The sequence below is a fragment of the Mucilaginibacter sp. genome (genome assembly GCF_965277465.1).
Taxonomy (GTDB): domain Bacteria; phylum Bacteroidota; class Bacteroidia; order Sphingobacteriales; family Sphingobacteriaceae; genus Mucilaginibacter.
The window spans coordinates 2,565,774-2,590,447 of record NZ_CBDICW010000001.1; the positions used below are offsets into that span (position 1 = coordinate 2,565,774).

At 40.5% G+C, this 24,674-nt stretch carries 25 protein-coding genes; 11 read left to right on the plus strand and 14 right to left on the minus strand.

The genetic code is table 11. The features are described 5' to 3' along the window. The first annotated feature begins 49 nt into the window (after positions 1-49). Entirely contained in the window at positions 50-2,377 is a 2,328-nt protein-coding gene (locus ACQY4U_RS11475) for a family 20 glycosylhydrolase (RefSeq protein WP_428329550.1), read from the plus strand. Between the two features lie 8 nt (positions 2,378-2,385). Continuing rightward, positions 2,386-3,162, plus strand: a complete 777-nt coding sequence (locus ACQY4U_RS11480) for a hypothetical protein (RefSeq protein ID WP_428329551.1) — start codon at positions 2,386-2,388, stop codon at positions 3,160-3,162. A gap of 13 nt (positions 3,163-3,175) precedes the next feature. Here ACQY4U_RS11480 and ACQY4U_RS11485 read toward each other — a convergent pair whose 3' ends face one another. After that, on the minus strand, positions 3,176-3,895 hold the full coding sequence (locus ACQY4U_RS11485) for a DUF72 domain-containing protein (RefSeq protein WP_428329552.1): 720 nt from the start codon (positions 3,893-3,895) through the stop codon (positions 3,176-3,178). Positions 3,896-4,002: 107 nt separating this feature from the next. Here ACQY4U_RS11485 and ACQY4U_RS11490 point away from each other — a divergent pair, with 107 nt between their 5' ends. From ACQY4U_RS11490 to ACQY4U_RS11510, 5 genes are all read left to right on the plus strand, one after another. After that, positions 4,003-6,057 (plus strand): BatA domain-containing protein, encoded by a 2,055-nt coding sequence (locus tag ACQY4U_RS11490; protein WP_428329553.1) that lies wholly within the window; start codon positions 4,003-4,005, stop codon positions 6,055-6,057. 33 nt (positions 6,058-6,090) lie between these two features. Beyond that, on the plus strand, positions 6,091-7,341 hold the full coding sequence (locus ACQY4U_RS11495) for a dihydroorotase (RefSeq protein WP_428329554.1): 1,251 nt from the start codon (positions 6,091-6,093) through the stop codon (positions 7,339-7,341). Between the two features lie 7 nt (positions 7,342-7,348). After that, complete coding sequence (locus ACQY4U_RS11500) at positions 7,349-8,017, plus strand: hypothetical protein (protein WP_428329555.1); 669 nt, start codon at positions 7,349-7,351, stop codon at positions 8,015-8,017. A 4-nt stretch (positions 8,018-8,021) separates the two neighbouring features. Further along, complete coding sequence (locus ACQY4U_RS11505) at positions 8,022-8,606, plus strand: DUF4199 domain-containing protein (RefSeq protein WP_428329556.1); 585 nt, start codon at positions 8,022-8,024, stop codon at positions 8,604-8,606. A 141-nt stretch (positions 8,607-8,747) separates the two neighbouring features. Further along, positions 8,748-9,296: a DUF4199 domain-containing protein gene (locus tag ACQY4U_RS11510; RefSeq protein WP_428329557.1), complete on the plus strand. Its 549-nt coding sequence runs from the start codon at positions 8,748-8,750 to the stop codon at positions 9,294-9,296. Between the two features lie 70 nt (positions 9,297-9,366). On the opposite strand, the gene ACQY4U_RS11515 is transcribed toward ACQY4U_RS11510, so the two are convergent. The 7 genes from ACQY4U_RS11515 to ACQY4U_RS11545 all read right to left on the minus strand — a co-directional run bounded on the left by ACQY4U_RS11515 (position 9,367) and on the right by ACQY4U_RS11545 (position 16,759). Next, a complete protein-coding gene (locus tag ACQY4U_RS11515) occupies positions 9,367-9,792 on the minus strand; it encodes a VOC family protein (RefSeq protein WP_428329558.1) in 426 nt (141 codons plus the stop codon). Between the two features lie 93 nt (positions 9,793-9,885). Continuing rightward, positions 9,886-11,238 (minus strand): RIP metalloprotease RseP, encoded by a 1,353-nt coding sequence (rseP, locus tag ACQY4U_RS11520; protein WP_428329559.1) that lies wholly within the window; start codon positions 11,236-11,238, stop codon positions 9,886-9,888. An 8-nt stretch (positions 11,239-11,246) separates the two neighbouring features. Next, complete coding sequence (locus tag ACQY4U_RS11525) at positions 11,247-12,434, minus strand: 1-deoxy-D-xylulose-5-phosphate reductoisomerase (protein WP_428329560.1); 1,188 nt, start codon at positions 12,432-12,434, stop codon at positions 11,247-11,249. A gap of 100 nt (positions 12,435-12,534) precedes the next feature. Then, positions 12,535-14,043, minus strand: a complete 1,509-nt coding sequence (locus tag ACQY4U_RS11530) for a GH3 auxin-responsive promoter family protein (protein ID WP_428329561.1) — start codon at positions 14,041-14,043, stop codon at positions 12,535-12,537. A gap of 3 nt (positions 14,044-14,046) precedes the next feature. After that, positions 14,047-14,748, minus strand: coding sequence for a hypothetical protein (locus ACQY4U_RS11535; protein ID WP_428329562.1), 702 nt, complete (start codon positions 14,746-14,748; stop codon positions 14,047-14,049). A 6-nt stretch (positions 14,749-14,754) separates the two neighbouring features. Next, on the minus strand, positions 14,755-15,723 hold the full coding sequence (locus ACQY4U_RS11540) for a glycosyltransferase (RefSeq protein ID WP_428329563.1): 969 nt from the start codon (positions 15,721-15,723) through the stop codon (positions 14,755-14,757). Positions 15,724-15,808: 85 nt separating this feature from the next. Next, positions 15,809-16,759, minus strand: coding sequence for a glycosyltransferase family 2 protein (locus ACQY4U_RS11545; RefSeq protein WP_428329564.1), 951 nt, complete (start codon positions 16,757-16,759; stop codon positions 15,809-15,811). Between the two features lie 346 nt (positions 16,760-17,105). Between ACQY4U_RS11545 and ACQY4U_RS11550 the strand changes: the two genes are divergently transcribed. Beyond that, positions 17,106-17,627: a tetratricopeptide repeat protein gene (locus ACQY4U_RS11550; RefSeq protein WP_428329565.1), complete on the plus strand. Its 522-nt coding sequence runs from the start codon at positions 17,106-17,108 to the stop codon at positions 17,625-17,627. Positions 17,628-17,680: 53 nt separating this feature from the next. Here ACQY4U_RS11550 and ACQY4U_RS11555 read toward each other — a convergent pair whose 3' ends face one another. Together ACQY4U_RS11555 and ACQY4U_RS11560 are read right to left on the minus strand one after the other, a co-directional pair. After that, positions 17,681-18,118, minus strand: coding sequence for a c-type cytochrome (locus ACQY4U_RS11555; protein WP_428329566.1), 438 nt, complete (start codon positions 18,116-18,118; stop codon positions 17,681-17,683). A gap of 2 nt (positions 18,119-18,120) precedes the next feature. After that, positions 18,121-19,380 carry a PQQ-dependent sugar dehydrogenase gene (locus ACQY4U_RS11560; protein ID WP_428329567.1) on the minus strand — a complete coding sequence of 420 codons (1,260 nt, stop codon included), beginning with the start codon at positions 19,378-19,380 and terminating at the stop codon, positions 18,121-18,123. Between the two features lie 410 nt (positions 19,381-19,790). On the opposite strand from ACQY4U_RS11560, the gene ACQY4U_RS11565 reads away from it, so the two are divergent. Next, on the plus strand, positions 19,791-20,612 hold the full coding sequence (locus ACQY4U_RS11565) for a hypothetical protein (RefSeq protein WP_428329568.1): 822 nt from the start codon (positions 19,791-19,793) through the stop codon (positions 20,610-20,612). Positions 20,613-20,677: 65 nt separating this feature from the next. On the opposite strand, the gene ACQY4U_RS11570 is transcribed toward ACQY4U_RS11565, so the two are convergent. Beyond that, positions 20,678-21,628, minus strand: a complete 951-nt coding sequence (locus ACQY4U_RS11570) for an aldo/keto reductase (protein ID WP_428329569.1) — start codon at positions 21,626-21,628, stop codon at positions 20,678-20,680. A 10-nt stretch (positions 21,629-21,638) separates the two neighbouring features. Next, positions 21,639-21,866 (minus strand): hypothetical protein, encoded by a 228-nt coding sequence (locus ACQY4U_RS11575; RefSeq protein WP_428329570.1) that lies wholly within the window; start codon positions 21,864-21,866, stop codon positions 21,639-21,641. A 135-nt stretch (positions 21,867-22,001) separates the two neighbouring features. On the opposite strand from ACQY4U_RS11575, the gene ACQY4U_RS11580 reads away from it, so the two are divergent. After that, on the plus strand, positions 22,002-22,229 hold the full coding sequence (locus ACQY4U_RS11580) for a DUF3820 family protein (protein ID WP_428329741.1): 228 nt from the start codon (positions 22,002-22,004) through the stop codon (positions 22,227-22,229). 145 nt (positions 22,230-22,374) lie between these two features. After that, positions 22,375-23,025 carry a peptide-methionine (S)-S-oxide reductase MsrA gene (gene msrA / locus ACQY4U_RS11585; protein ID WP_428329571.1) on the plus strand — a complete coding sequence of 217 codons (651 nt, stop codon included), beginning with the start codon at positions 22,375-22,377 and terminating at the stop codon, positions 23,023-23,025. A gap of 91 nt (positions 23,026-23,116) precedes the next feature. On the opposite strand, the gene ACQY4U_RS11590 is transcribed toward msrA, so the two are convergent. Beyond that, on the minus strand, positions 23,117-23,845 hold the full coding sequence (locus tag ACQY4U_RS11590; RefSeq protein ID WP_428329572.1) for an esterase family protein: 729 nt from the start codon (positions 23,843-23,845) through the stop codon (positions 23,117-23,119). Between the two features lie 55 nt (positions 23,846-23,900). Beyond that, on the minus strand, positions 23,901-24,497 hold the full coding sequence (locus ACQY4U_RS11595) for a GDSL-type esterase/lipase family protein (protein ID WP_428329573.1): 597 nt from the start codon (positions 24,495-24,497) through the stop codon (positions 23,901-23,903). Positions 24,498-24,674: the final 177 nt, after the last annotated feature.

Sequence of the window (24,674 nt, forward strand, 5' to 3'; positions counted from 1 at the left end):
AAAATCTGCTATCTTCACCATCTCATAATTATCTGAACTAAATTTCTTTATGCTAAAAAAAGCCTTTCTATCGCTGTGTATCTGCACGGCTTTTGCTACCGGTTTGGTAAACGCACAAGATACTGATCCCAATATGGGTATCATCCCGGCCCCGGTTTCTGTTAAAAAAGCAAGTGGTGAGTTTATCCTCAGCCAGGAAACTACCATACGTGCCGACAGTTTAAATAATAAAGCCGTGCTTTTTTTGACGGATTATCTGCAAAATAAAGCTATGCTGCATGTTCAGCTTAAAGCAAATACAGGCGCAAGCACACCAAATACTATAGTGTTAACTTCCGCTGGTACCGATGGCTTGCCAGCCGAAGGTTATCGTTTAACCATTACCCCGCAGCAGGTAATTATTGCAGGTAAAGGCGCAGGTTTGTTTTATGGCATTCAAACCCTCATTCAACTGATCCCTGCCGAACGTACGGCTGTAGCTAAGCTGCCTGCCTTGCAAATAGAGGATTATCCGCGTTTTGGTTACAGGGGTATGATGCTTGATGTTAGCCGTCATTTTTTCTCGGTTGAGTTTGTTAAAAAATATATCGACCTGATGGCAGCCTATAAGCTCAATAACTTTCACTGGCATTTAACCGACGACCAGGGCTGGCGCATCGAAATAAAAAAATACCCAAAACTAACCCAGGTAAGCAGCCAGCGCGCGCAAACGGTTATTGGTAACTACCATGACCGTACCCCGCAGCAGTTTGATAATACGCCTTATGGCGGTTATTACACACAGGATCAGATTAGGGAGGTGGTAAAATATGCGGCAGAAAGGTATATCAACATTGTGCCCGAAATTGAAATGCCGGGCCACTCAGAAGCTGTGTTAGCAGCCTATCCCGAATTAGGTTGTGATCCATCACTGCCTTACAAGGTTGCCGAAACCTGGGGCGTTTTCCATAATATCTATAGCCCGTCTGATCAAACCTTTAATTTCCTTCAGGATGTTTTAACCGAGGTGATGGCCTTGTTCCCGGGTAAGTACATACATGTGGGTGGTGATGAAGTGCCAAAAGATGCCTGGAAAAAATCGCCATTTTGCCAGCAACTGATCAAAAAATTAAAGTTGGATAAAGGGGGTGATAAAGAAAGTCCTGAAGATAAGCTGCAAAGCTATTTTATACAGCGTATTGAAAAGTTTGTGAACTCAAAAGGCCGAAGCATTATAGGCTGGGACGAGATTTTGGAAGGTGGCTTGTCGCCCAATGCAACCGTAATGAGCTGGCGGGGCGAGGCTGGCGGTATTGCGGCAGCACAGCAAAGCCATAACGTGGTGATGACGCCCGGCAGCGGTGGTTTATATATAGATCAGCAGCAGGGTAAATCAAACCTGGAGCCTTTAAGCATAGGCGGCTTTGATCCCCTAAGCAGGATCTACAGCTACAATCCAACACCTGCAGTTTTAACCGCAGATCAGCAAAAGTTTATTTTGGGTGTACAGGCCAATTTATGGACGGAATATATCCCAACCGAAAACAAAGCCGATTACATGATACTGCCAAGGCTTTTTGCGCTTGCTGAAGTAGCATGGACGCCTTTAGCTAATAAAAACTACACCAACTTTGCAAATGAGCGTGTACCCGCGCAATTAGCCCTTTTAGACAAAAAGCCATTCAACTACCGTGTGCCTGAAACAATTGGCGTAAAGGATACTATCATATTCGGTAACCAGTTAGTAGTTAACCTAAAGCCATCGGTAAAGGGAGCTAAGGTTTATTATACCATTGATGGTTACAAACCAGATGCAACCGGTATTGAATACACCATGCCCATGACCTACAATGTACCTGCCGACCAGTACCGCGAACTAAAAACCGTAGTAATAACTCAAACAGGTAAAGTGGGCCAGGCAACACGCCAGGTTGTTTATAACAAAACAGCATTGCCTGCTACCAATTATACAGGTACTGCTAAGGGCCTCAAATACCAGTTATTTACAGGTGAGTTTACCACTTTAGCCCAGTTAAAAAGTGCTGCCGTTATTGACACAGGCATTGCCCCAAGCTTTAGTACATCAGTGTTTAAGAAAAATATGAAAGGCTTTGGTGTAATATATTCGGGCTTTATCCGTATTGATAGTGATGGTTTATATGGCTTCTCGGTAGCATCAGCAAATGGTTCATCGTTAGCTATTGATGATATTCCGGTGATTGATAATGATGGTAAACACAGCGTTTACGATCAGGGTGGCGCAGTACCTTTATTAAAAGGTTATCATAAAATAACTATCAAATATTTTGATGCCGGCAGCGCAGGTACTTTAAAGGTATTTATGACCAATCCTGATAAACCTAAGGCTGAGCTGTCTGCTGATATATTGTTTAATTAAAGCACTTTATGAATTTTAAATATAGTTTTTATTTATTTACAATGATGGGTTGTATCCTTATTGCAGGTTGCAGTAATGATACTAAAACAACTACACCAACTGTTACCACGGTGAAAAAACCGGTGGTGATGGAGCCCTTTCGTTACCATAAATTAATAGAAGTTTCGCCGGGGCAGGATTATGATGTATTGAGCTGGGGCCGTGGTTCAACCAAAACAGGGGCCTTTGAAATCTTACATTCCGATTCGGCAGGTGCTAAGTTTACTACCACTACGGGAGATTTAGTTGGCAATATTGTTGACGTTTACAATTCGGATATGGACCTTGACGGCAACCCTGAAATACTGATACAGGCTACAGGCAAGGATACTATTAACTATACCAATATTTATGCTTTTGAGTTTGGCAACAGTAAGGTTAACAAGCTTGATTTTCCGAAACTGAATAAATCACAAAGAGCCGGATACCGGGGCGATGATAACTTTTATATAAAAGATGGTGCGTTGATCCGTGAGTTCCCTATTTACGACGGAACAGGAAAAACAGCCAAACCAACAGGGCAGAAACGCCAGCTTCAATATGGTTTAAGGGATAATGAGTTTACCGTAAAGCAGCTGAGTAAAGATTCAACCAGCACTAAGAAACCCATTGCTGATAAAGTAGTTAAGGCTTCAACTACAACTAAGTCGGAGTCAACTCCCAAAAAAACCAAAAAACACCACGAAGAAAAGCATAAAAAGAAACATCGTAAACACCGTCGCCATAGTGATGAGGACGAGGGATAACAATCGGTGCTAATTAAATCATTCCCATCATGTCTTTTGCGTTTGCAATTGCCACGGCATCATAGTCGTTATTGAAATAACACCAGGCTTCTTTTGTGTGGATATTATCTTTTATAGCATTTACAATCTGCTGCAAAAAATCATGTGAATAGGGCGACCGGTAAAGAGTAGGCACACCATGAAAACGGTAGTAAACAGTGTCTGTGTTCTGAATAACTGCATCTGGCAGTGTAGGGTGGCTCATGCCACAAAAAGTGATGTTATGCTTCGCTAGTTTTTCATAAACCTCATTGCACCACCAACTTGCATGCCTTAATTCTACCACATTTTTAAAGGATGGATTCAGGCTGTTGATGATTTTTTCAAGTTTTTCCTCATCATAATGAAAGCTGGGCGGCAACTGGAAAAGTACCGGGCCTAATTTTTCCTGCAGGCCATTGTTAATGATATCATAAAAACTGGTTATCAGATCAGCAGTATCATTGAACTTTTTATAATGGGTAATGGCTCTTGGCGCTTTAACAGAAAAGCGAAAATCGGGCGGACTTTTCTGATACCAGTTTTGAAGAAACGACAATTGCGGAAAACGATAAAAAGTTACATTAAGCTCAAGCGTTTTAAAATGTTCGCAGTAGTAATCAAACCATTTGCGCTGCGGCAATCCTTCGGGGTAAAACCTGCCTTTCCAATCTCCATAATGAAATCCCGAACAGCCTATATGCCAGTTTACCATGTGTGTTTTGTTTCCATAACAAATAAACAAGCTTAAAAAAAGTTTTTGAAAGCTGCATTTGGGGCTATTTTTCCTAAGTTTGTATAGTGCCCATCCAGCACCAAACTATGCATTTTTTATATCCTGCCTTTCTTTTTGCATTGCTTACACTGGCTATACCCATACTTGTACACTTGTTCAATTTTCGCAGGTATCAAAAGGTATTTTTCAGCAATGTGCAATTTTTAAGGGAGGTTCAGGAGCAACAATCATCCCGCAAAAACTTAAAAGAAAGATTGATTTTAGCTTCGCGATTGCTTGCATTGGCATTTTTGGTTTTTGCCTTTGCCAAGCCCTATATCCCCGGTCAAAATGCAGCAAATTCGGGTAAGCAGCAGTCGGTTAGTATTTTTGTTGATAATTCATACTCCATGCAAACCCTTAACCGCGAGGGTACATTGCTTGACGAAGCTAAGCGCCGCGCCAAAGAAATTGCAGCAGCCTATACCATTAACGGCAGGTTTCAACTGCTTACACAGGATTTTGAAGGCAAACATCAGCGTTTATTAAGCCGCGATGAGTTTAACGATGCTGTTGATGCCGTACAAATAAGTGCGCAAAGCCGCACCCTACAACAAATTATATCCCGACAGCAAAGCCTGCTAAATATGCAAAAGGGGAGCAGCAATTCGGCTTACATCATCTCTGATTTTCAAAAAAATATGGATAGCCCGCAGCCGGTTAAGGCTGATACAGGGATCAGCATAAATCTTATTCAGCTTAAAGCAAATACGCTGCCTAACGTGGCTGTTGATTCTGTTTCCCTGCTGAGTGCCATACACCGCCCCGGCGAAAGCGAAAAGTTAGTGATAAGAATTCATAACTACGCCGACCAAAAAGCCGATAAAATTCCCTTAAAGCTGCTGATTAACTGGCAACAAAAGGCATTAGGCAGTTATACGGTTAATGCAAGGGCGGTACAATATGATACGCTTACTTTTTCGGGTTTGCAGGCAGGCTGGCAGCGCGCGGAGATAACCTTGCAGGATAATCCGGTTACGTTTGATAACCAGTTTTATTTTACCTTTAATGTAAAGCAGCAAATGCCTGTTTTACTGTTAGATGGTGGTATACCCAACCCATACCTCAAAGCTGTTTTTGCGGCTGATCCTTTTTTTGCAGCTAAGCGCGTGCCTGATGGCAATGTGGATTATGCGGCCTTAAGCAGTTACCCTATTATTATTTTGAGCGATATTAATGCCATTTCAACGGGCTTATCGCAACAGCTAAAAACTTATGTTAACAAGGGGGGGATGTTAGTTGTTTTCCCGGCTGCCGATGCTGATCTGAATACTTACCAAGCCTTGTTAAAACCCCTTAATGCTCCCTGGCCCGAAAAGCTGTTAACCGGGGATATAAAAGTAACAGGCATCAACCTGCAAAGCAGCGTTTTTAAAAATATCTTTGAAAATTTTCCGCAAAATCCTGATCTGCCATTGGTGAAAAAGTATTACCAGTTCAGCACATCCGCAAATAACCATACCGAAAACCTGATGACCTTGCCCGGTAATAAGCCATTTTGGGCAGGTTACACCAGTGGTAAAGGCAAGGTGTATGTAGCGGCAGTTGCATTGAACGAAGATTTTAGCAACCTGCCCCGCCACGCGCTGTTTGTACCCATCATGTTCAGGATAGCATTGCTAAGCGGACATGATGCACCTTTGTTTTACACTTTAGGTAAGGACGAAACCATTGAAACATCATCCATTCAAACTAACGAAAAGCAATTGCTTAAACTCGTGAAGGGTAGCCAAAGCATCATTCCGGATACCCGACAGCAGGAGGGTAGTACGCTGCTTTATATATCAGACCAATTGCAGCAAACAGGGATCTATGAGCTTAAAAAACAGGATAGTACGGTTGCTGCGATTGCCTTTAATGATAATCGAAGCGAGTCTGATCTTACTTACTTAACCAGTGCGCAGCTTACTAAAACTATACCGCAGGCAAAAGCAGTATTGGAAGGCGGCAAGGCCTCATTACAGGCCGCCATAACAGAAACAAATTTCGGCGTACAATTATGGAAACTTTGTATAATTTTGGCATTGATTTTTCTGGGGGCCGAAATACTGCTGGTAAGGTTTTATAAAACCCAAAAGCAAGCCATAAAGCAACCGGTTTAAACTGACACAAACCCACCTTTTAAAGCAGCGTAAATGAATTTGCTTATTAAATCCGCAACAATTATTGATCCTAACTCGCCCTTTAATAAAAAAACTGCCGATGTTTTAATAGAAAAGGGAATTATAACTAAAATAGCCACCGATATTGATGCTAATGCCGAAGTTATTGATGCCGAAGGCCAGTACTTATCTCCCGGTTTTTTTGACCTGAACTGTAATATCGGCGAGTTAGGACTTGAAACCAAGGAAGATCTGCAATCAGGTACGGCTGCTGCCGCTGCAGGGGGCTTTACTGGTATCGCGCTAATGCCAAACACCATCCCGCCAGTACATTCAAAAGCCGAAATTGAATATTTAACCAACCGTGCTAAAAAGAATTTGGTGGATGTATATCCGCTGGGAGCCATATCGCACAAGCGGGAGGGTAAGGACCTTGCCGAAATGTATGATATGTTTTTAAGCGGTGCCAAGGCATTTACCGATGGTAACAGGCCGGTACAGGACGCAGGGTTGATGGAGCGCGCCCTGCTGTATGCACAGGGTTTTGATGCACTGATATTCTCGTACCCGGAAGATACCGCCATTGCCGGGAAAGCCAAGGTTAATGAGGGCGAGATAAGCACGCTGTTAGGCATGAAGGGTATCCCATCATTAGCCGAGGAACTGATGATAGCACGCGACCTTTACCTTGCCGAATACACCATTTCAAAAATACATTTCAGTACCATATCAACCACGCGATCTGTCGAGCTGATTCGTGAGGCCAAACGTAAAGGGATTGAAGTTACCTGTGATGTTGCCGCCCATCACCTGGTGTTAACAGATGAGGCCCTTACGGGCTTTGACAGCCAGTATAAAGTTAAGCCACCCTTGCGTACCCGGGACGATGTGAACGCGCTTATAGCAGGCTTAAAAGATGGCACAATTGATGCCATTGTATCACAGCATACCCCGCACGAGATTGAATTTAAAGATGTGGAGTTTGAAGTTGCTGAATATGGTATGACGGGTTTGCAAACAGCCTTTTCACTGGCTGTAAAAGCAGGTTTGGATATGGATACTATTGTACAAAAGCTTTCAATAAATCCACGCAGCATATTAAATGTTGATGCCGCTGTAATTGCCGAAGGGCAGGAAGCCAACCTGGTACTGCTTGATGCTGATGCCGAATGGGAGTATAGCCGTAAAGTAAATAAATCAAAATCATACAATTCCCCATTTATGGGGCATAACCTTAAAGGAAAAGTAGTGTTAACCACTAATAATAATTACCTGTTTAAATAACAAAACTATGATCGACAAAAAAGTAGATTCAGCCATTAAAGCAGCTTTAAAGGCTTTTTCGCAATATAGCAGCTTTGATGCAACGCCGTTTATTGGTGTGTTTGAAGAGGTATTTGCATCCGAAGAGGATTTTTTATCAAAAGTTGATTTGCTTGACGAAGCATTTGACGATTATCCGCAGATGGAATCACTGCGCGAGATCTTTTTTGACCTTTTGATGGTGAATTTTTTCAGTGCCGACGTTAAAAAGCTGGAAGAAGATTACCTGGATACCCCGGAGTGGGAAGCCATTGAAGAGGAAACACTTGACCGTGGTACCGAACTGTTAAACCTGCTGCTGTATTTGAACGAATGCGAGGACGAAGATATTGAGCCGGAATTAGAAGATTACCTGAAAGAGTTTTTATTGGTAGACGAAGATGAGTTTCAGGACGAGTACCGCATTTACGAACCCGTTATAGCGCACCAGATACTGATGGAAAGCCCGCCGGTTGAGATCAACAAGGTAGCTGCCAAACTGCCTGAGGATTCTGAATTAAAAGAGTTGTTTTACCCGATGATGTGCTTTTTTCAAAATACAACCCCAACAGCCGATGTAAAAGCTGCAATTGCAACATCAGCAGTTGATAAAGCATTTGATATGGCTGTGTTGGATATACTGATCAGTTTTAACTAACGCAATGACCTTAGATCAAAAAATACGGAAGAACGGTATTATAGGCGGCCTGCTCTTAGGAGCGGGGCTGTTAACTTTAAGTATCTTCTCGTTTTATTTAATAACCTCCATTACAGAGTCGGTAACGGTGTTTATTATCAGCCCTACGCTTTTCTCCTTTATTTTGCCCATTATTATGGTGGTGGTATTTTGCTATGTATCGCGCAAAAAAATAGGAGGGTACTGGTCTTTCAGGCAGGCAACTACGGGCATATTTATTATGTTTATTATAGCCTATGTTTTCCAGGTAATTGGGCGCGATTTAATTTTTGCTAAGCTGATTGAACCCAAAATGGTCGAAAAAACAGAAGCTGCATTTATCCGCGAATCTGATATAATGAAAACCACACCAGGCGCTAATAAAAAGCAGATTGATGATAACATTAACGGTATTAAACAAAACCTTGCACAGCAAAAAAATATAACTGTTGGGCAGGTAATATCAGGTACGGGTATTAATATCGTATTGATATTTGTGGTTGCCCTTATTTTCGGAACCCTGTTTAAAAAGGACCCGCCTGTTTATTACTCGGCCGAAGAAAAAATTTAGTATTGAATAATTGAAATTTCAAAGCACCTGTATTAGTAAAGCAGGTGCTTTTTTTGTAACAAAATATTAACAAAAATATCTTAGTTATATATATTGATTACATTTAAATTAATTATCAAAAAATCACTTTAAACCTTTTTCATGGAAACTTCAAAACCAGGCTCAGTTAATTTAGCTTTTAAATGGGCTGTTATTTACGCTGTTATAAGCATTGTATTAACCTATGTATATCAATTTTTAAATATTGATATGAACTCCGCAGTAAAATACATAGGTTATCTTCCTTTTATTGGCTTGCTGTTGCTAACCCAAAAGGAGTACAGGGACAAGCTTGGCGGATTTATGACTTTTGGCGAAGGCTTTTTACCCGGCTTTTTATATTCAGTTTTTGCAGGGGTAATATTGGCTGTTTTTATGTACCTGTACTTTTCGTTTTTGAGCCCACAGGTATGGGCGCAAACATTGGCAACCACCCGCGAAACAATGGTACAGCAAGGTACACTATCATCCGATCAGGTAGATAAAGCTATGGAAATGACCACTAAATACGGTGTGATATTTGTAGTATTTGGTGTTATAATCGGTACCCCAATTATGGGTGCTATTGTTGCCTTAATTGGTGCAGCCATCTTTAAAAAAGAACGCACTTTAAGAGATATTGAACAAGCTGATTCAACTACATTGGTATAGTTAAACTTCATATCATATAACTGCCTCATCATTGTGCTTTAAATCATAAAGCTTAATGATGGGGCTTTTTTTATTTAATGATCTGGTTAAACTCCAGGATCTCATTATCCGGCCCTGTTATATTAAAGTACTTGCAGCCATTTTTCCAGAAGGGTAAAAATACCGGGCTGTCCTCAATTATATTGAATCCTTCATTTTTAAGGGTTTCAAAAACAGCTTCCACATCATCTACATCAAAAGCAATATGATCAATGTGCCCGTTTTTGCGTGTCTTAATTTCTTCAAGCTGTTTGGCGGGCAATTGGTAAAGCTCAATTATAATTTCATTAAGCTGCATCATTACGCAGGTACCTGTTTGCCCCTCAACCGTAAAGGGAGATCGCATTGCTTCAGCAAATCCTAATTGCTGGTAAAATGCCTTTGAAGTTTCAACATTGGTAACCGGGATACCTACATGCTGTAATTTATTAATGGTGATGGCTAATTGATTTTCCATAATGCGGTAAATTTAAATTTATATCAAAACAAACAAGCCTTTTCAAATTTTGAAAAGGCTTGTTAATGTTTTTTTTTGCTGATTCAGGACAACTTATTTCTTTACAAATATTTTTACAATATCGTTTCCAAATACAAATACCATAAGGGTAACCAATATTACAAAACCTACTATTTGTGAGCGTTCTAAAAATTTATCACTCAGTGGTTTTCCTTTTATCATCTCAATTATCAGGAATAAAGAGTGACCGCCATCAAGCGCAGGGATAGGCAACAGGTTAGTTAAGGCTAATACCATTGACAGGAAGCCCACCAGGCTCCAGAAACGGATCCAGTCAATGTGGCTGCCAAACATGGTTGCAATGGCTACAGGGCCGCTTACTGCTTTATTAAACTTAACTTCGCCTTTAAATACCTTACCAAGGCCTTTGGCATTATCAGTAAACGTTCCGATAGCTTTGTTGGCACCAATAGGCAATGAACCAAAGAAACCATATTTTAATACTTTTTCTTTCGGCTGGGTAAATTTGGCTGCTATACCTGTGCGGCCATCTTTAAAACCAAGTGTACCTTCGCTGTTAACATTGGTGGTTAACTGGGTAACTGTGTTATGGCGTTTTACTTCTAAGACAGCCTCTTTGCCAGCGTATTTTTTTAATTCGGACTGCAGCTGATCAAAGAACTGGATCTTAACCCCATCCACAGCAGTAATGCTGTCGCCTTTAATTATACCTGCTGCATTTGCGTAGCTGTTCGGCACTACTGAGTCAATTACAAATTTAGAGCGCGGGATACGGCTGATAAACTGGTCGATGCCCATATCAGACAGATCATTTATTAAATTGCCCGGTACTTTAACATGTACAGTCTGGTCGCCACGTAAAACGGTCAGATCGGTATTACCCAATATTACCTCGGTACTGGTCAGTTCCTCAAAACGAACCACCTCTTTGCCGTTTATAGCGGTAATCTTATCGCCGGGTTCCAGTCCAATTTTCAGGCCGATCTTGCCGGGTACAATACCGTATTTAGCCTCTCCGTTTGGTATATAAGTTTCGCCATAGCGAATGGTTAATACCCAAAATATAAATATGCCTAATACAATGTTAACGATGATACCCCCAAGCATTACAATTAAGCGCTGCCATGCCGGTTTTGAACGGAACTCCCAGGGCTGTGGCGGGCCTGCCAACTGATCGGTATCCATTGATTCATCAATCATACCGGCAATTTTAACATAGCCGCCAAGCGGAAGCCAGCCTATACCGTATTCAACACCCTTATAATTAAACTTAAATAAGCTAAAGTTCCAGGCATCAAAAAAAAGATAGAATTTTTCAACCTTGATCCCGAATGCACGGGCTGCTAAAAAATGTCCAAGTTCATGCAGAATTACTAAAATTGAAAGGCCCAGTATAAGCTGGCCCACCATAATAACTATACTCATTCGTTATATTAAAGTTGCAATGCCTTTAACGGCATTTGGTGTATTAAATTTTGCGCAAAGATGCGCGTTTCTTTATCAGTATTCAAATAGTCGTCCAAATCAGGACTTGCCTTAAAGACAATATGTTGCATGCATTGTTCAATAACCGTACTCATGGCTAAAAAACCAATGCTTTTGCTTAAAAATCCGGCAACGGCTATCTCATTTGCTGCATTAATAATACAAGGCATGTTGCCACCTTGTTTTAAAGCCTCAAACGCTAATGCAAGATTACGAAAAGTTACAGTGTCCGGTTTTTCGAACGTCAGATTTGGGTAGTTCACAAAATCAAAACGTTTAAAATCGTTTTTTATCCTTGCGGGATAGGACAGGGCATACTGGATAGGCAGTTTCATATCCGGCAAACCCATTTGCGCCTTGATGGAGCCATCCTGAAACTGTACCATAGAGTGGATGATTGACTGCGGGTGCACAATAACATCAATCTGACCGGCATCCAAATCAAACAGCCATTTGGCTTCAATAACCTCAAGCCCCTTGTTCATTAACGATGCCGAGTCGATAGTTATTTTGGCGCCCATTACCCAGTTAGGATGCTTAAGGGCATCCTCGCGGGTAACACCTTCCAGGTAGGCTAATGACCTGTTCCTGAATGGGCCGCCTGATGCTGTAAGGATAATCTTTTCAATCTTGTTATCAGCTTCGCCGGTAAGGCATTGAAATATGGCCGAGTGCTCAGAATCAACTGGTAAAATATTAACATTATGCTTTTTGGCAAGTGAAGTGATCAGTTCGCCGGCTACAACAAGGGTTTCTTTATTAGCTAAAGCAATGTCTTTACCTGCTTTTATAGAGGCAATTGTAGGCTGTAAACCTGCAAAGCCCACCATTGCTGTAAGTACAATATTTATATCGGGGTGGGTAACGGCTTCAATTATAGCTTCAATCCCTGCCGATACCTGTACCGTTGTATTGGCAAGTGCATCCTTTACATATTGGTATTTACTTTCATCGCAAACAATAACATGTGCAGGATTAAACTGCATGGCCTGCGCTATCAGCAAATCGGCATTGCTATTGGCAGTTAATAGCCAGGGCCTGAAAAGCCCCGGGTTATTTCCAATAACCTCTAATGTTTGTGTGCCTATGCTCCCGGTTGAGCCAAGTATGGCAATATTTTTTATAGTGTCGGTCAATTTTATTTGTATACTAATTCACTTGCTTTTGAATACTTTGTAACCAATTCACCCGGCACCGCATTTTGCTTTGCAAGGGTAAGTTTGTTATTCATTAAACTTAAATTTTACTCAAAATATAATTGGTTAAGCCATCGGCAATTTTGCGGTCGTTAGCTAAACGTGGCACCTTGTTCTGGCCGCCAAGTTTCCCTTCAGATCGCATATAATTTATAAAGGTATCCTTTTTAAGTGATTGGATAACCAAAGGCTGCAAAATGTTACCCTCAATAAGGTCAAAATAGTAAATATTTTTTTGTTGTAATACCTTATCAACTGCTAACGAAAAGGTTTTCAGGTCTTTAGGTTCTTTTCCAAATTCAATAAACCACTCGTGGTAGGGCAGGCCGCCCGTTTGTGGGTTTACCTGCGGGGCAACCGTAAATTCAATTACATCAACCCCCTGCTCATTGGCAACGCTCATCAGTGCTTGTTCTACCTCTTCGCCTATTACATGTTCACCAAATGCCGATATATAATGCTTAATACGCCCGGTAACCACAATTTTATAAGGATCTTTTGATACAAACTTAATGGTATCGCCAAGACTGTAGCCCCATAAACCGGCGCTGGTATTTAGTATCAAAGCATAGTTTTTATCAAGTTCAATGTCTTTCAGGCTGATGCGGGTGGGGGCGTCGTTAAAAAACTCTTCGGCGGGTACAAACTCATAAAATATGCCCGAGTCTACCATCAGTAACAATCCCTTTTCCTTTTGGGAATCCTGGAAGGCAATAAAACCTTCGGAAGCCGGGTAAGTTTCTATCGAATCAATAGGGAAGCCAATACTTTCTTCCATACGGGCGCGGTAAGGTTCAAAATTAACGCCGCCGTGTACAAACAGCTTAAAGTTTGGGAAAATGTCTTTTATTTTTTTACCGCCCGAAACCGTGGATAGCCTGTCGAAATACATTTGGCACCAGGGTGGTATGCCTGATATAAGGCGCATATCCTCGTTTTTAGTTTCGGCAACAATGGCATCAACCTTTAGTTCCCAATCGTCCATACAGTTAACTTCGTAGCTCGGCAGGCGGTTTTTTTGCAGGTAGGCAGGCACATGGTGGGCAACAATGCCCGACAAACGCCCTACTGAAATACCGGCCTTTACATCAAGCACAGGGCTGCCTTGCAGAAATATCATTTTGCCATCAACAAAATCAGCATTGCCGGTTTCGTGCACATAACTTAATAAGGCATTACGCGCAGCCTTAGTATGCTGGGGCATGCTCTCTTTTGATATAGGGATATATTTTACACCCGATGTGGTTCCTGATGTTTTAGCCAGATAGGCGGGCTTACCTGGCCATAAAACGTTTTCTTCGCCATGGGTAACACGGTCAATATAGGGGCGAAGGTCTTCGTAATCATATACGGGTACGCTCTTTTTAAAATCATCATAAGTTTTGATCAGGTCAAAACGGTGGGTTTTGCCAAACGATGTATTTTTACCCTGGCTAACCAGGTATTCAAAAGTTTTTTGCTGAAGATCAACTGCGTTTTTGCGTAGCTTGTTTAACTGGCTGTTTACAATAGCGGCAAAAGGTTTGCTTAATGCTGCCTTTAGTCCCATAAATTATAGCGTTTCGGTAATGTCATCATCCACGTCAAGGTGGCTGTAAACCAATTTACGGTAAGCCACAACTAACAGGATGTTTACAAATGGCACTACAAATATCATCCCGATACGGGTAATTGAACCTACAAGCACCATGCCTTCAATAAGGAGAAATAGTAAGAAATATTTAACAAAATTACCCTTTATAAGGCTGAAGCTTTGCACAACAGACTCAAACGGGCCCGACTGATCATCAACAATAAAGCAGGCACAGATAGGAAAATAGAAAAGGAAAAAGAACTGGATAAACAAAAATATACAGATGCCTAAAATGCTTTGTACAATGCCATCGCCCAGCAGTTTAATGCCATTGGTCATGATCACGGCAAGCGTACTCACAATTACCAGCAAAATAAGGTAGCTCATCAGCATTTTTACTTTGGGAACAATATCATTAAAGCCAAAGTCGTAAAACTCTTTATCAATAAGCTGAAAAATTAATTTGATAAAGCCTAAAAATATAAAGCTTATGCCTACTAACAGCAATACAATGCCAATAGAGGTCAGGATCTCATCATTCAGCAGATCATAAATAACAAAGCCCGCACCTATAACAATAACAAAGGCAATAAGCGAATACACGGCAATGGTGGCAATATTCCTTTTTAAAATATGCCACGCAATACTTATTGTTTCTGTTATAGAAAAAGGGTGAAACATAGATAGTTACGATAGTTTAAATATAATTCGCTTGCAAAAATCCTGCATAAAACCAAGGCCATAAGCTACAAGTTGGATGAAGGATGCTATTAAGCTCAAAAATGCGATTTTTGCCGACTTGTTTTTACTCCACGAATGAAAAAATATCAACAAAATTATAAGTGCTAAAACAAAATTACATAATTGTGCAATTTGCCAGCCAAAAATATTTGAAATTGCTGTAAATAAGAGGGATAGCGTAAAAGCTGCCGGGAAAAAATGTACCAGTTTTAACTCGCCGGGAAAGAACTTATAAACATTAATACGGGCGCGGCCGAAAAAATGGATCTGTTTATAAAATTGTAAAAAGTTTGTGCGGCGTTTATGATAAACTTTTGCCTCGGGTATCAACCCTATTTTAAAACCCATTGAATGAATACGGATGCTGTATTCAATATCCTCGCCAGAGCGTGTAATAATAAAACCTCCTGCCTTTTCCCATACCTGCCGGGATATACCCATATTAAAGCTGCGCGGATGAAACTGGCCTATGCCTTTTTTATTTCCCCTGATGCCACCCGTTGTAAAAGGCGAAGTCATGGAGTAGCTTATGGCTTTTTGAACCGGGGTAAATGAAGGGTGAGAAGCATCGGGGCCGCCGTAGGCATCCAGGTAATTATTTGTTAAGGCATCATTTACTATCTGCAAATAGTTTTCGGGGATAAGGCAGTCAGAATCATAAATAATAAAATAATCGCCTTTTGCCCGTTCAAAACCGTAATTACGGGTAAAACCCTGACCTTCATTTGGTTTTACAAAGTATCGCAGATCAAGCTTATCAGTAAAGCTGTTCACCACATTTGCGGCATCATTAACCGAACCATCCTCAATAACCAAAACCTCAAACTGCTTATAAGTTTGCAGGGTAAGGGTTTCCAGCAGTTCTTTTATTTCCTGCGGGCGGTTGTATAAAGGTATAATGATGGAAAAAAACATGTATCAGTAAGTAGTTGATCGCAGATGATTAATTGGGCAATTTTTTTGTTGACTGCCCGGTATGATTTAATTAATAATCAACAAATTAAATAACTTCCTCTATCTGGTATTTATTGCGCTCGCTGGCACTGCGTGATACCAATTCGGCCACAAACCCTGTAAGGAAAAGCTGCGAACCTAATATTACGGCCACAAGCGCTATATAAAACAAGGTTTGTTCGGTAATATTGCGATAATGCTCACCTTTGGCTATAGAATGCAGTTTCTCGGCAATCATCCAGATGGTAATAATTGTACCAGCCAAAAAGCTCAATACACCCATAGTACCAAAAAAGTGCATCGGCCTTTTACCAAACTTACCCACAAAAAATATAGACATAAGGTCAAGCAGTCCGTTTACAAAACGGCTCATTCCGAATTTGGTTTTACCGTATTTGCGGGCGCGGTGTTCAACTACCTGTTCGCCAATTTTTACAAAGCCTGCCCATTTTGCAATAACAGGAATGTAGCGGTGCATTTCGCCGTAAACCTCAATGTTTTTAACTACTGCCTTGCGGTAAGCTTTAAGGCCGCAGTTAAAATCGTGCAGGTTATTAATGCCCGACATGCGGCGGGTTGCGGCATTAAATAATTTTGTTGGGATGGTTTTACTTAAAGGATCGTGCCTTTTAGCTTTCCAGCCCGATATAAGGTCGTATTTTTCTTCAACTATACGGCGGTAAAGTTCGGGGATCTCATCGGGACTGTCTTGCAGGTCGGCATCCATTGTTATAATAACATTTCCTTGCGCGGCCTCAAAACCAGTATTTAAGGCAGCCGATTTACCATAATTACGCCTGAACTTAATGCCTTTTATAAAAGGGTTATTGGTACTCAGCTTACGGATCATCTCCCAGGAGCCGTCGCTGCTGCCATCGTCAACCAAAATAACCTCGTAGGTAAATCGGTTATCGTCCATTACGCGGCTTATCCATGAGGTAAGCTCGGGTAATGATTCTATTTCGTCGTAAAGTGGTACTACTACTGATATATCCATTTATAAGGAATGCGAACGGGGTTAAGGTATACTAACGTCCGTTCATCTGCAAAAATATAAAAAAGAGTTTAATCTGCACCAAGTGTTTAAAGGGTAGGCAATAATCTGCCCTTTTTTGATTTTTATAATTATCTCCCTATCTTTGCAAAAAAATAAAATAATGCTGCGTATCAATTTCTTCTGCAAAAAAAGCTTTAAGCGGCCTATGGGTTCGTGGCAGAAGAGCTATGCAGCTAAATAGCACACACTCTTCTGCTGCCCTGGCTAAGGGGCATTAATCAAAACTATTTATTACTGAATTTAAGGCTTTACTTAAGGGTAGGCCAATATATATCATTGAAATTTTATGAACACTTATTATACTGTTGAAGAAAAGTATTTACAAGCTATTGATAAGTTGGGTTTCGGTAGAACGCCAAAAGCATTGCAATTACTTAACGAAATTGTTAGTAACGACCCACTGTATGCGCGTGCGCATTTCCAGTTGGGTAATATTTATTATTACGAGATAAATGATTACCAAACGGCGGGTTATCATTTTAAAACCTGTATGGAGTTAGAGCCGGGTTTCCCGGATAATTATTTCCATTATCTGAAACTGGTTGTTTTTTTAAATATGGAGAAGCAGGTACATGCCATTGCACAACAAGCTTTAAATACTGCCGGGGTTAATACGGCATCTATTTATGATCTGTTAGGTTTGTTTTACGAAAAGAACAAGAATTGGACAAAGGCATTAAAGGCCTACCAGGATGCTTTTATTGAAGCTACCAAAAAGGTACAGCGTGAAACCATTGAAGAGAGTATTGAGCGGGTGCAGGCAAAAATACAGCACAGTAATGCTTACCAATACCATATTACAGAATAACATGATAAACCCTTACCGGAGCCTTTAAGAACCGGTAAGGGTTATCCTTAGTTTTATTTAGCAATGTTAGTTGCTCTAACCTTTTTTACTTCGGCTGCAGTTACGCTGCTGGCTTTATTACCAAAGCTTTTACGCACGTAAGTTAATACATCGGCAATTTGCTGATCTTTCAGGTCGTTATGCGGGGTCATCGCGTTTGAATACGTTTGCCCGTTTATTTCAACATCTTCATTAAAGCCATTCAGCACAATTTTTATTAGCTTGGTTTTATCGCCCAAAACATAACTTGTATTAATAAGCGGTGGATTCATCATAGGTACACCGCCGCCGTTCGCCATGTGGCAGCTGAGGCAAATTTTGGTATAAACTACTTTGCCCCTGGCAAGGGATGATCCTGAACTGCTATGCCTGCTTACGTGCTTAACTTGCGCGTGTAAATGCGGAGCGATTAATAACAGGTATAATGCCAGGTATGCTGATATAAATTTCATTATTATTTTTTATAGGTGATTTTATAAAGCGTTCCTTTTTGATCGTCGGTTACATATAACGAACCATCAGGGCCCTGCGCCAGGCCGCATGGGCGGTGCATTGCTCCACCCGGTGATTTATCCGCGCCAGCAAAACCATCTGCAAATACTTCATACTTGCCGTCGGGTTTTCCATTCTTAAACGGTTGAAAAACCACGCAATAACCTTCCTGTGGTAGCGGAGCCCTGTTCCATGAACCATGAAAGGCTATAAATGCACCATTCTTGTATTTTTCAGGGAATTGATTGCCTGTGTAAAATAACAAACCATCGGGTGCGAAGTGACCGGGATAAGCAGCAACCGGATCAATGTACTTATTGTCTGCTTCTTTTTTACCATCGCCGCCGTACTCAGGGCCAACAATTTTTTTATGCTGAATCCAGTCGTAATACAAATATGGCCAGCCGGCATTGTCACCTTTTTTTAAGGCGAACATACACTCAGCAGGCAGGTCGGCTGATTGTTTTTCTGTGTAAAGGTTAGGGTACAGATCATGCAGAGCATCACGGCCATGCTGCATTACAAAAAGCTGGTTATCCTGCTGGTTCCAGTCTAAGCCAACAACATTGCGTAAGCCTGTGGCATAACGAACACCATCGCTGTAATGCTGATTTAATTTATCAGCCTTAAACTGCCAGATACCGGCAGCCGAATCTAAAACCGAACAACCTTTTTTATCTTTATCATAATCACTGCATATATTTGAATAGGCACCAATATTAACATAAAGGTTGCCATCATTATCAAGCATTATAGCTTTAGGCTGATGCATGCGGCGGCTAATCAAGCCGGTAACAATTGTTTCAGGTTTGGCCGGGTCAATTACCTCGTTATTATCATTCAGCTTATACCTATAAACGTCAGTGTTTGATGCAGCATACAGGTAACCATTTTTAATATAGATACCCGTACCGCCATAATTAGCAAAGCTGGTTTTAACGGTAGCCTTATCGCCACTTTGTTGTAGTACAACAATGCCATTTCCGTTACGGGCGTTTGCAAGGTGTATGTAAATTTCGTTTTGCGGGGTTACCACTAAATGCCTTGGGCTACTTAAATGTTCGGCAATGGCAGCGGCGTTAAATCCTTCGGGTAATGTTAAGCCAGCGTTTTCGGCAGGTGGCGTTTTGCTATCGCCGCCACTTTTACAGGCGTTAAATAGTATAAACCCTATTACTGCAAATACGGGAAGCAATGAGATAATTAATTTTTTGGTTTTCATAAGTTGCGGTTGTTTGGTTACCAAAGTTAATTAAACAACTGAAAATTAGGTATTCTGTTTTGTAGAATTAGTGTGACAGCGACAGTTTTTTAACAAAATATGCTATGCCGCTTAACTGATAAAAGTGCTTTTGTACATATTTATGAGCCGGTTAATAATAATTATAGGTGCTAATCAGAAGTTATCTTTAAATTATTCAATAAATAATTTATTCTGAAAAAATTAAATAATAAACAGGCATATAATATATTGTTTTATAATAAGAGTAATTGAGGTTTTGAAACATAATTTTAATTTAATGAATAATTACAAAATTAAATTCTGTTAATATACTGTAATGTAATATAATTGCTATGTATGATTAAACCTTGGGCTGATATTACTGTCCTAACTATATAAAATTTAACAATATGAAAAAGTTAGCAATATTATCAGCAATAGCATTAAGCGGTTTAATTTATAACACTGCCGATGCACAGATTAGGATACATTTAGGTTTTCATTTTGGTGCCCGCCCGGTTGTTTATCAACCCGCTCCGGTAGTTTACCAGGAACCGGTTTATCAGGAACAGCAACAACCTGTTTATGATGACAGTAATGATGATGATTACTACTATCTGCCAGATGTTGATGCTTATTACGATGTAAATCAACAGTGTTACTATTATAATAATGGCGGTAACTGGATCTCTGCTGCTTACCTGCCAGGTGCATACCGTGATTATGACTGGAGAAGCGGACGCAGGTTTGAGATACGTGAACACCGCCCGTTTATACATAATGATATGTACCGGTCAAGATATAATGGTCGTGAAGTAGCCGAATGGCAGCACTTTAACCATGATAACCGTTTCGGTGGTGGTTATGCCGGCAGATACGATCATAATGCTTACAGGGGAGGTGATCATTTTGATAACAAACAACAAGGTCAGCAATTTGACCGCAGGGGCGATGATCGTCATTTTGATAACAGAGGCCAGGGTTACGGTCAGCCCAACCAAAACTACAACCGGGGTAATGATAACCGTGGTGGAAGGGAAGGTGGCTTTAGCCAGCCCAACCAAAACTACAACCGTGGTAATGATAACCGTGGTGGCAGGGAAGGTGGCTTTAGCCAGCCATCAAACCAAAACCATAGCGGACAAGATCGCGGTGGTAACAGGGGAGGTGAGGAACACTTTGCTCAAAATAACCAACAAGGTGGTTTTGGCCACAGCAGACCAAGGTTTTAATATAAGCTCCACAACATATATAATTGGAAAGGCCACCTTGAGGTGGCCTTTTTTTGTTTTCCCGATCAGTAACTGCTGGCACTATTCAGCAAATCTATCGCATCACTTTTTAAGTTAAGCGATGTTGATTTTGTAATATCATTTAATTGCTCAATAGTGGTTGCACTGGCAATAGGTGCTGTTATACCAGGGCGTGCTATTACCCATGCCAGGGCAACTTCGGCTGGTGTTGCATCATATTCCGCAGCTACCTTGTCCAATGCTGCCAAAATTTTATAACCACGGGGTTCCAGGTATTTTTTTATGCCACCACCACGGCTGCTTTTATTCAAATCATTTTCAGAGCGGTATTTACCCGTTAAAAAACCGCTCGCTAACGAAAAGTAAGAGATTACACCAATATTCCTTTCACGGCATACCGTTTCAAGTTCCTTTTCATAATATTCGCGGGTATAAAGGTTATATTCGGGCTGCAGGCATTCATAAGCAGCCAGGTTATTATCCTTGCTTACCTGTAAAGCCTCTTTAAGCCTGATGCCATCGTAATTTGATGCGCCAATGGCTCTTACCTTGCCTTGTTTTATCAGGTCGGTATAAGTTTCAAGTGTTTCTAACAGTGGGGTATCTTTATCATCATCGTGCGATTGATAAAGATCTATATAATCTGTTTGCAGCCTTTTTAATGAATCTTCAACAGCTTGTGTAATGTATTTGCGCGAGAGTCCTTTTTTACCATCGCCCATGGGCTTGCCAACCTTTGTGGCTATAACCAGGCTGTTTCGTTTGCCTGATTTTTTGAGCCAGTTACCAATAATGGTTTCTGATTCGCCGCCCGTATGGCCCGGTACCCAGGTAGAATACATATCGGCAGTATCAATAAAATCAAGCCCTGCATCAACAAAACCGTCTAATATTTTAAATGATTGTTTTTCATCTATAGTCCATCCAAAAACATTGCCACCAAAGGCAAAAGGATAAACCTTGATTCCTGAATTACCTATTTCCCTTTTTTCCATAAGTTGTAATTTAAACTATCTGCTGAACTAATTCATCAACCCAACCTGATAAATAAGGTTCGGTACTTGCCAGGCGCACCCATTTACCATCTTCGTTTTTAGCTATTATCAGGTGCAGGTTATTATCAATCGATTCAAATTCATAGGCATTTTCATAGCCTTCAAAAGTTATTTTACTAACTACACCATCAACAGTTGCATCTGATCCGGTTAGCATTGCTTCAAATTGTTGTTTCATGTTTAGTTTATAAGTGTAAAGTTATAACGCTGATTATTGCTTAGTGTTTGCGTTTTATATCTTACTTATGTAACGTTTTAGTTTAATGCACCTGTAAACAGTTACTGATCTTTATATCTTTACCATGTGGAAAACATGCAGCCCGACCCTAAGATACTGATAGATGTTGTAAAAACGCGGATGCCTTTTGGCAAATACAAGGGTACGCTTATAAGTGATATACCTGTGTCATACCTTGAGTGGATGCACAACAAGGGTTTCCCGCCGGGTAAATTAGGTATGATGCTTGCAAGTGTTTATGAAATAAAAATCAACGGACTAACATCTATACTTACTATGGTTAAACGGTCGCTCGGCCAATAATTCTTCATGTTAAAATAAATTTGTAAGGATTTAAAGATACTCACGACTAAGCCCATGAAACCTTTAATGCAGGAATTAGTTACTTAGTAATGACCATCCAACAAAAGGTTATCAACGTATATTTACTTACAAACTTTAAAATTGTATGAAACAAGTTATGTTATATGTTGCCGGAATATTATTGCTGGCAAGCTGTGTTAACGCCCAACCCGGTGGTAATGATTTTGCTGCCTTACCTAAGCCTAAGGCAGGGCAGGAAGTTGCCACTTTTGGCGGCGGCTGTTTTTGGAGTATGAGCGAAGCCATGTCTGAGCTGAAGGGTGTTGATAAAGTTATATCCGGTTATGCTGGCGGTACTACTAAAAATCCGTCGTACGAGGATGTAAGCACGCGTACTACCGGCCATGCCGAATGTGTACAGGTTTATTATGATCCTAAAGTTATAAGCTATGCTACTTTAGCAAATGCTTTCTTTTTTGCACATGACCCTACAGAGCTTGACCGCCAGGGCCCTGATGAAGGTAACGATTACCGTTCAATAGCTTTTTATCGTACACCCGAAGAAAAAGCAACCTTGATGGAAACCATAAAAAAAATAAATGCAAGCAAGCATTATCCCGAAGCTATAGTTACGCAGGTAGTGCCTTATAAAGTGTTTTACCCTGCCGAAAAATATCACCAGGGATATTACAGGCTTAATGGTGATAACCCTTACATTCAGGGTGTATCAGTACCTAAAGTAATGAAGTTTAGAAAGGCAGAAAAAGCGGAGTTAAAACCTGAGTTTCAGAAATAAGATTTTACTTGTTATACTGATCTTTATATAAGGGCAGCGGTTTATTAGCGCTGCTTTTTTTATGCTTTAAATTTTATCCGGAATGTTGTGCTTACAAATAAAGTTGCACCATTTGTTTCCAGTAGCGCGGATTGTGTGCATAGTTATTCCATATATATAATTGGTTAGCTACGCCTTTGCTCCACAGCAGTTCGCTAAATTCCTGGTTGTTGGATAAAAAAGGATCTGTTTGACCTATGGCAAGAATAATATTTATATGGCGGATAGCATTCAAAATGTGATCATCGTAAAGGTTGGCAACAAACTGCCGGGGCATATTAAAATAAACATCCTCATTATGGAAGCCATCAAAAAGATCTTTATAATCATTTACCTGCCTGGTTAAATCATATCTGCCGCTCATGCACACAACCTTTTTAAACAAAAGTGGATGTTTCATGGCCAAATTTATGGCGTGGTAAGCACCCATACTGCAACCGGCCACTTCAAAATCATCGCCGCTGTTTTTGGTGCGCATAAATGGCATTACCTCGCTTAAAATATACTGCTCATATTGTAAATGCCGGCTGATGCGTGTTGCCGGGTGAACCATATGGTTGTAAAAACTTTCGCCATCAATACTATCAACACAAAAAAGTTGCAGTTCGCCGTTTTCAATACGATGTTGCAGGGCGGCAACTATACCCCAATTTTCATAATCATAAAAACGGGCCATACGGGTAGGGAAAAATAACACAGCCCTGCCACCATACCCGAAAACCAGCAACTCCATATCACGCTGCAATGTTTCACTATACCACTTATGATATCCCCTGTTCATTACGGCATAGCTTTACGGCTGGAAATATCCGCACCTGTTATTACCTTAAAATAAATTAATGATTAACGTTAATATGATCCCAAACTATCTCTTTCCACAAGCTGTATCCACTTTCGCTCAGGTGCAGGCCGTCACTCAAAAAGTATTCCTTTTTTAAGTTACCTGCTGCATCAATCATTTCCTTAAAAATATCAATAAAATGCCAGTTATTGTCATGTTTAACAATTTCGCTTTCAATTAAATTATTGGTGTATTTAAATTTATCAATTATGGGCCAGCGGACAACACTTGGTTTCAGCGAGATGAAATAGCAAGGTATATCGCCAAAACGTTTAGTAGCCAATACTACTAATTGCTGAAAAAAAATAAATACCTCCTCAGGATTCCGGCCATCGCCAAGGTCGTTGTCACCTGCATAAAAAAGTAGCCTTTTAGGTTGATAGGGTGTCATAACCCTATCAAAAAACCAAACGCAGGCAGCTAATGTTGATCCTCCGAAGCCAAGGTTAACAGGTTTTAAATCCTTAAAATCGTTGTAAAGACTTCCCCACATACGAATGGATGAACTGCCATAAAAAATGGTTTCGGGAGCATATCCTAATTTCAGACTGTCTTTCTCAACCCGTTTAACTTCATCTTCGTACCAATACATCCGGTTATGTTAAATGCAAAACTTTTTAAGTGCCTGTCGGCAACGCTGCCAAACGTAAATAATCTTGAGCTAATCTTTATAAACTTCGGTCTATTTTTTGAATTTAAACAAATGGTGCAAATAAATTTGGGATAATATTTAGGCAATATTAAATTCACGTTAGCATACAATTAAATA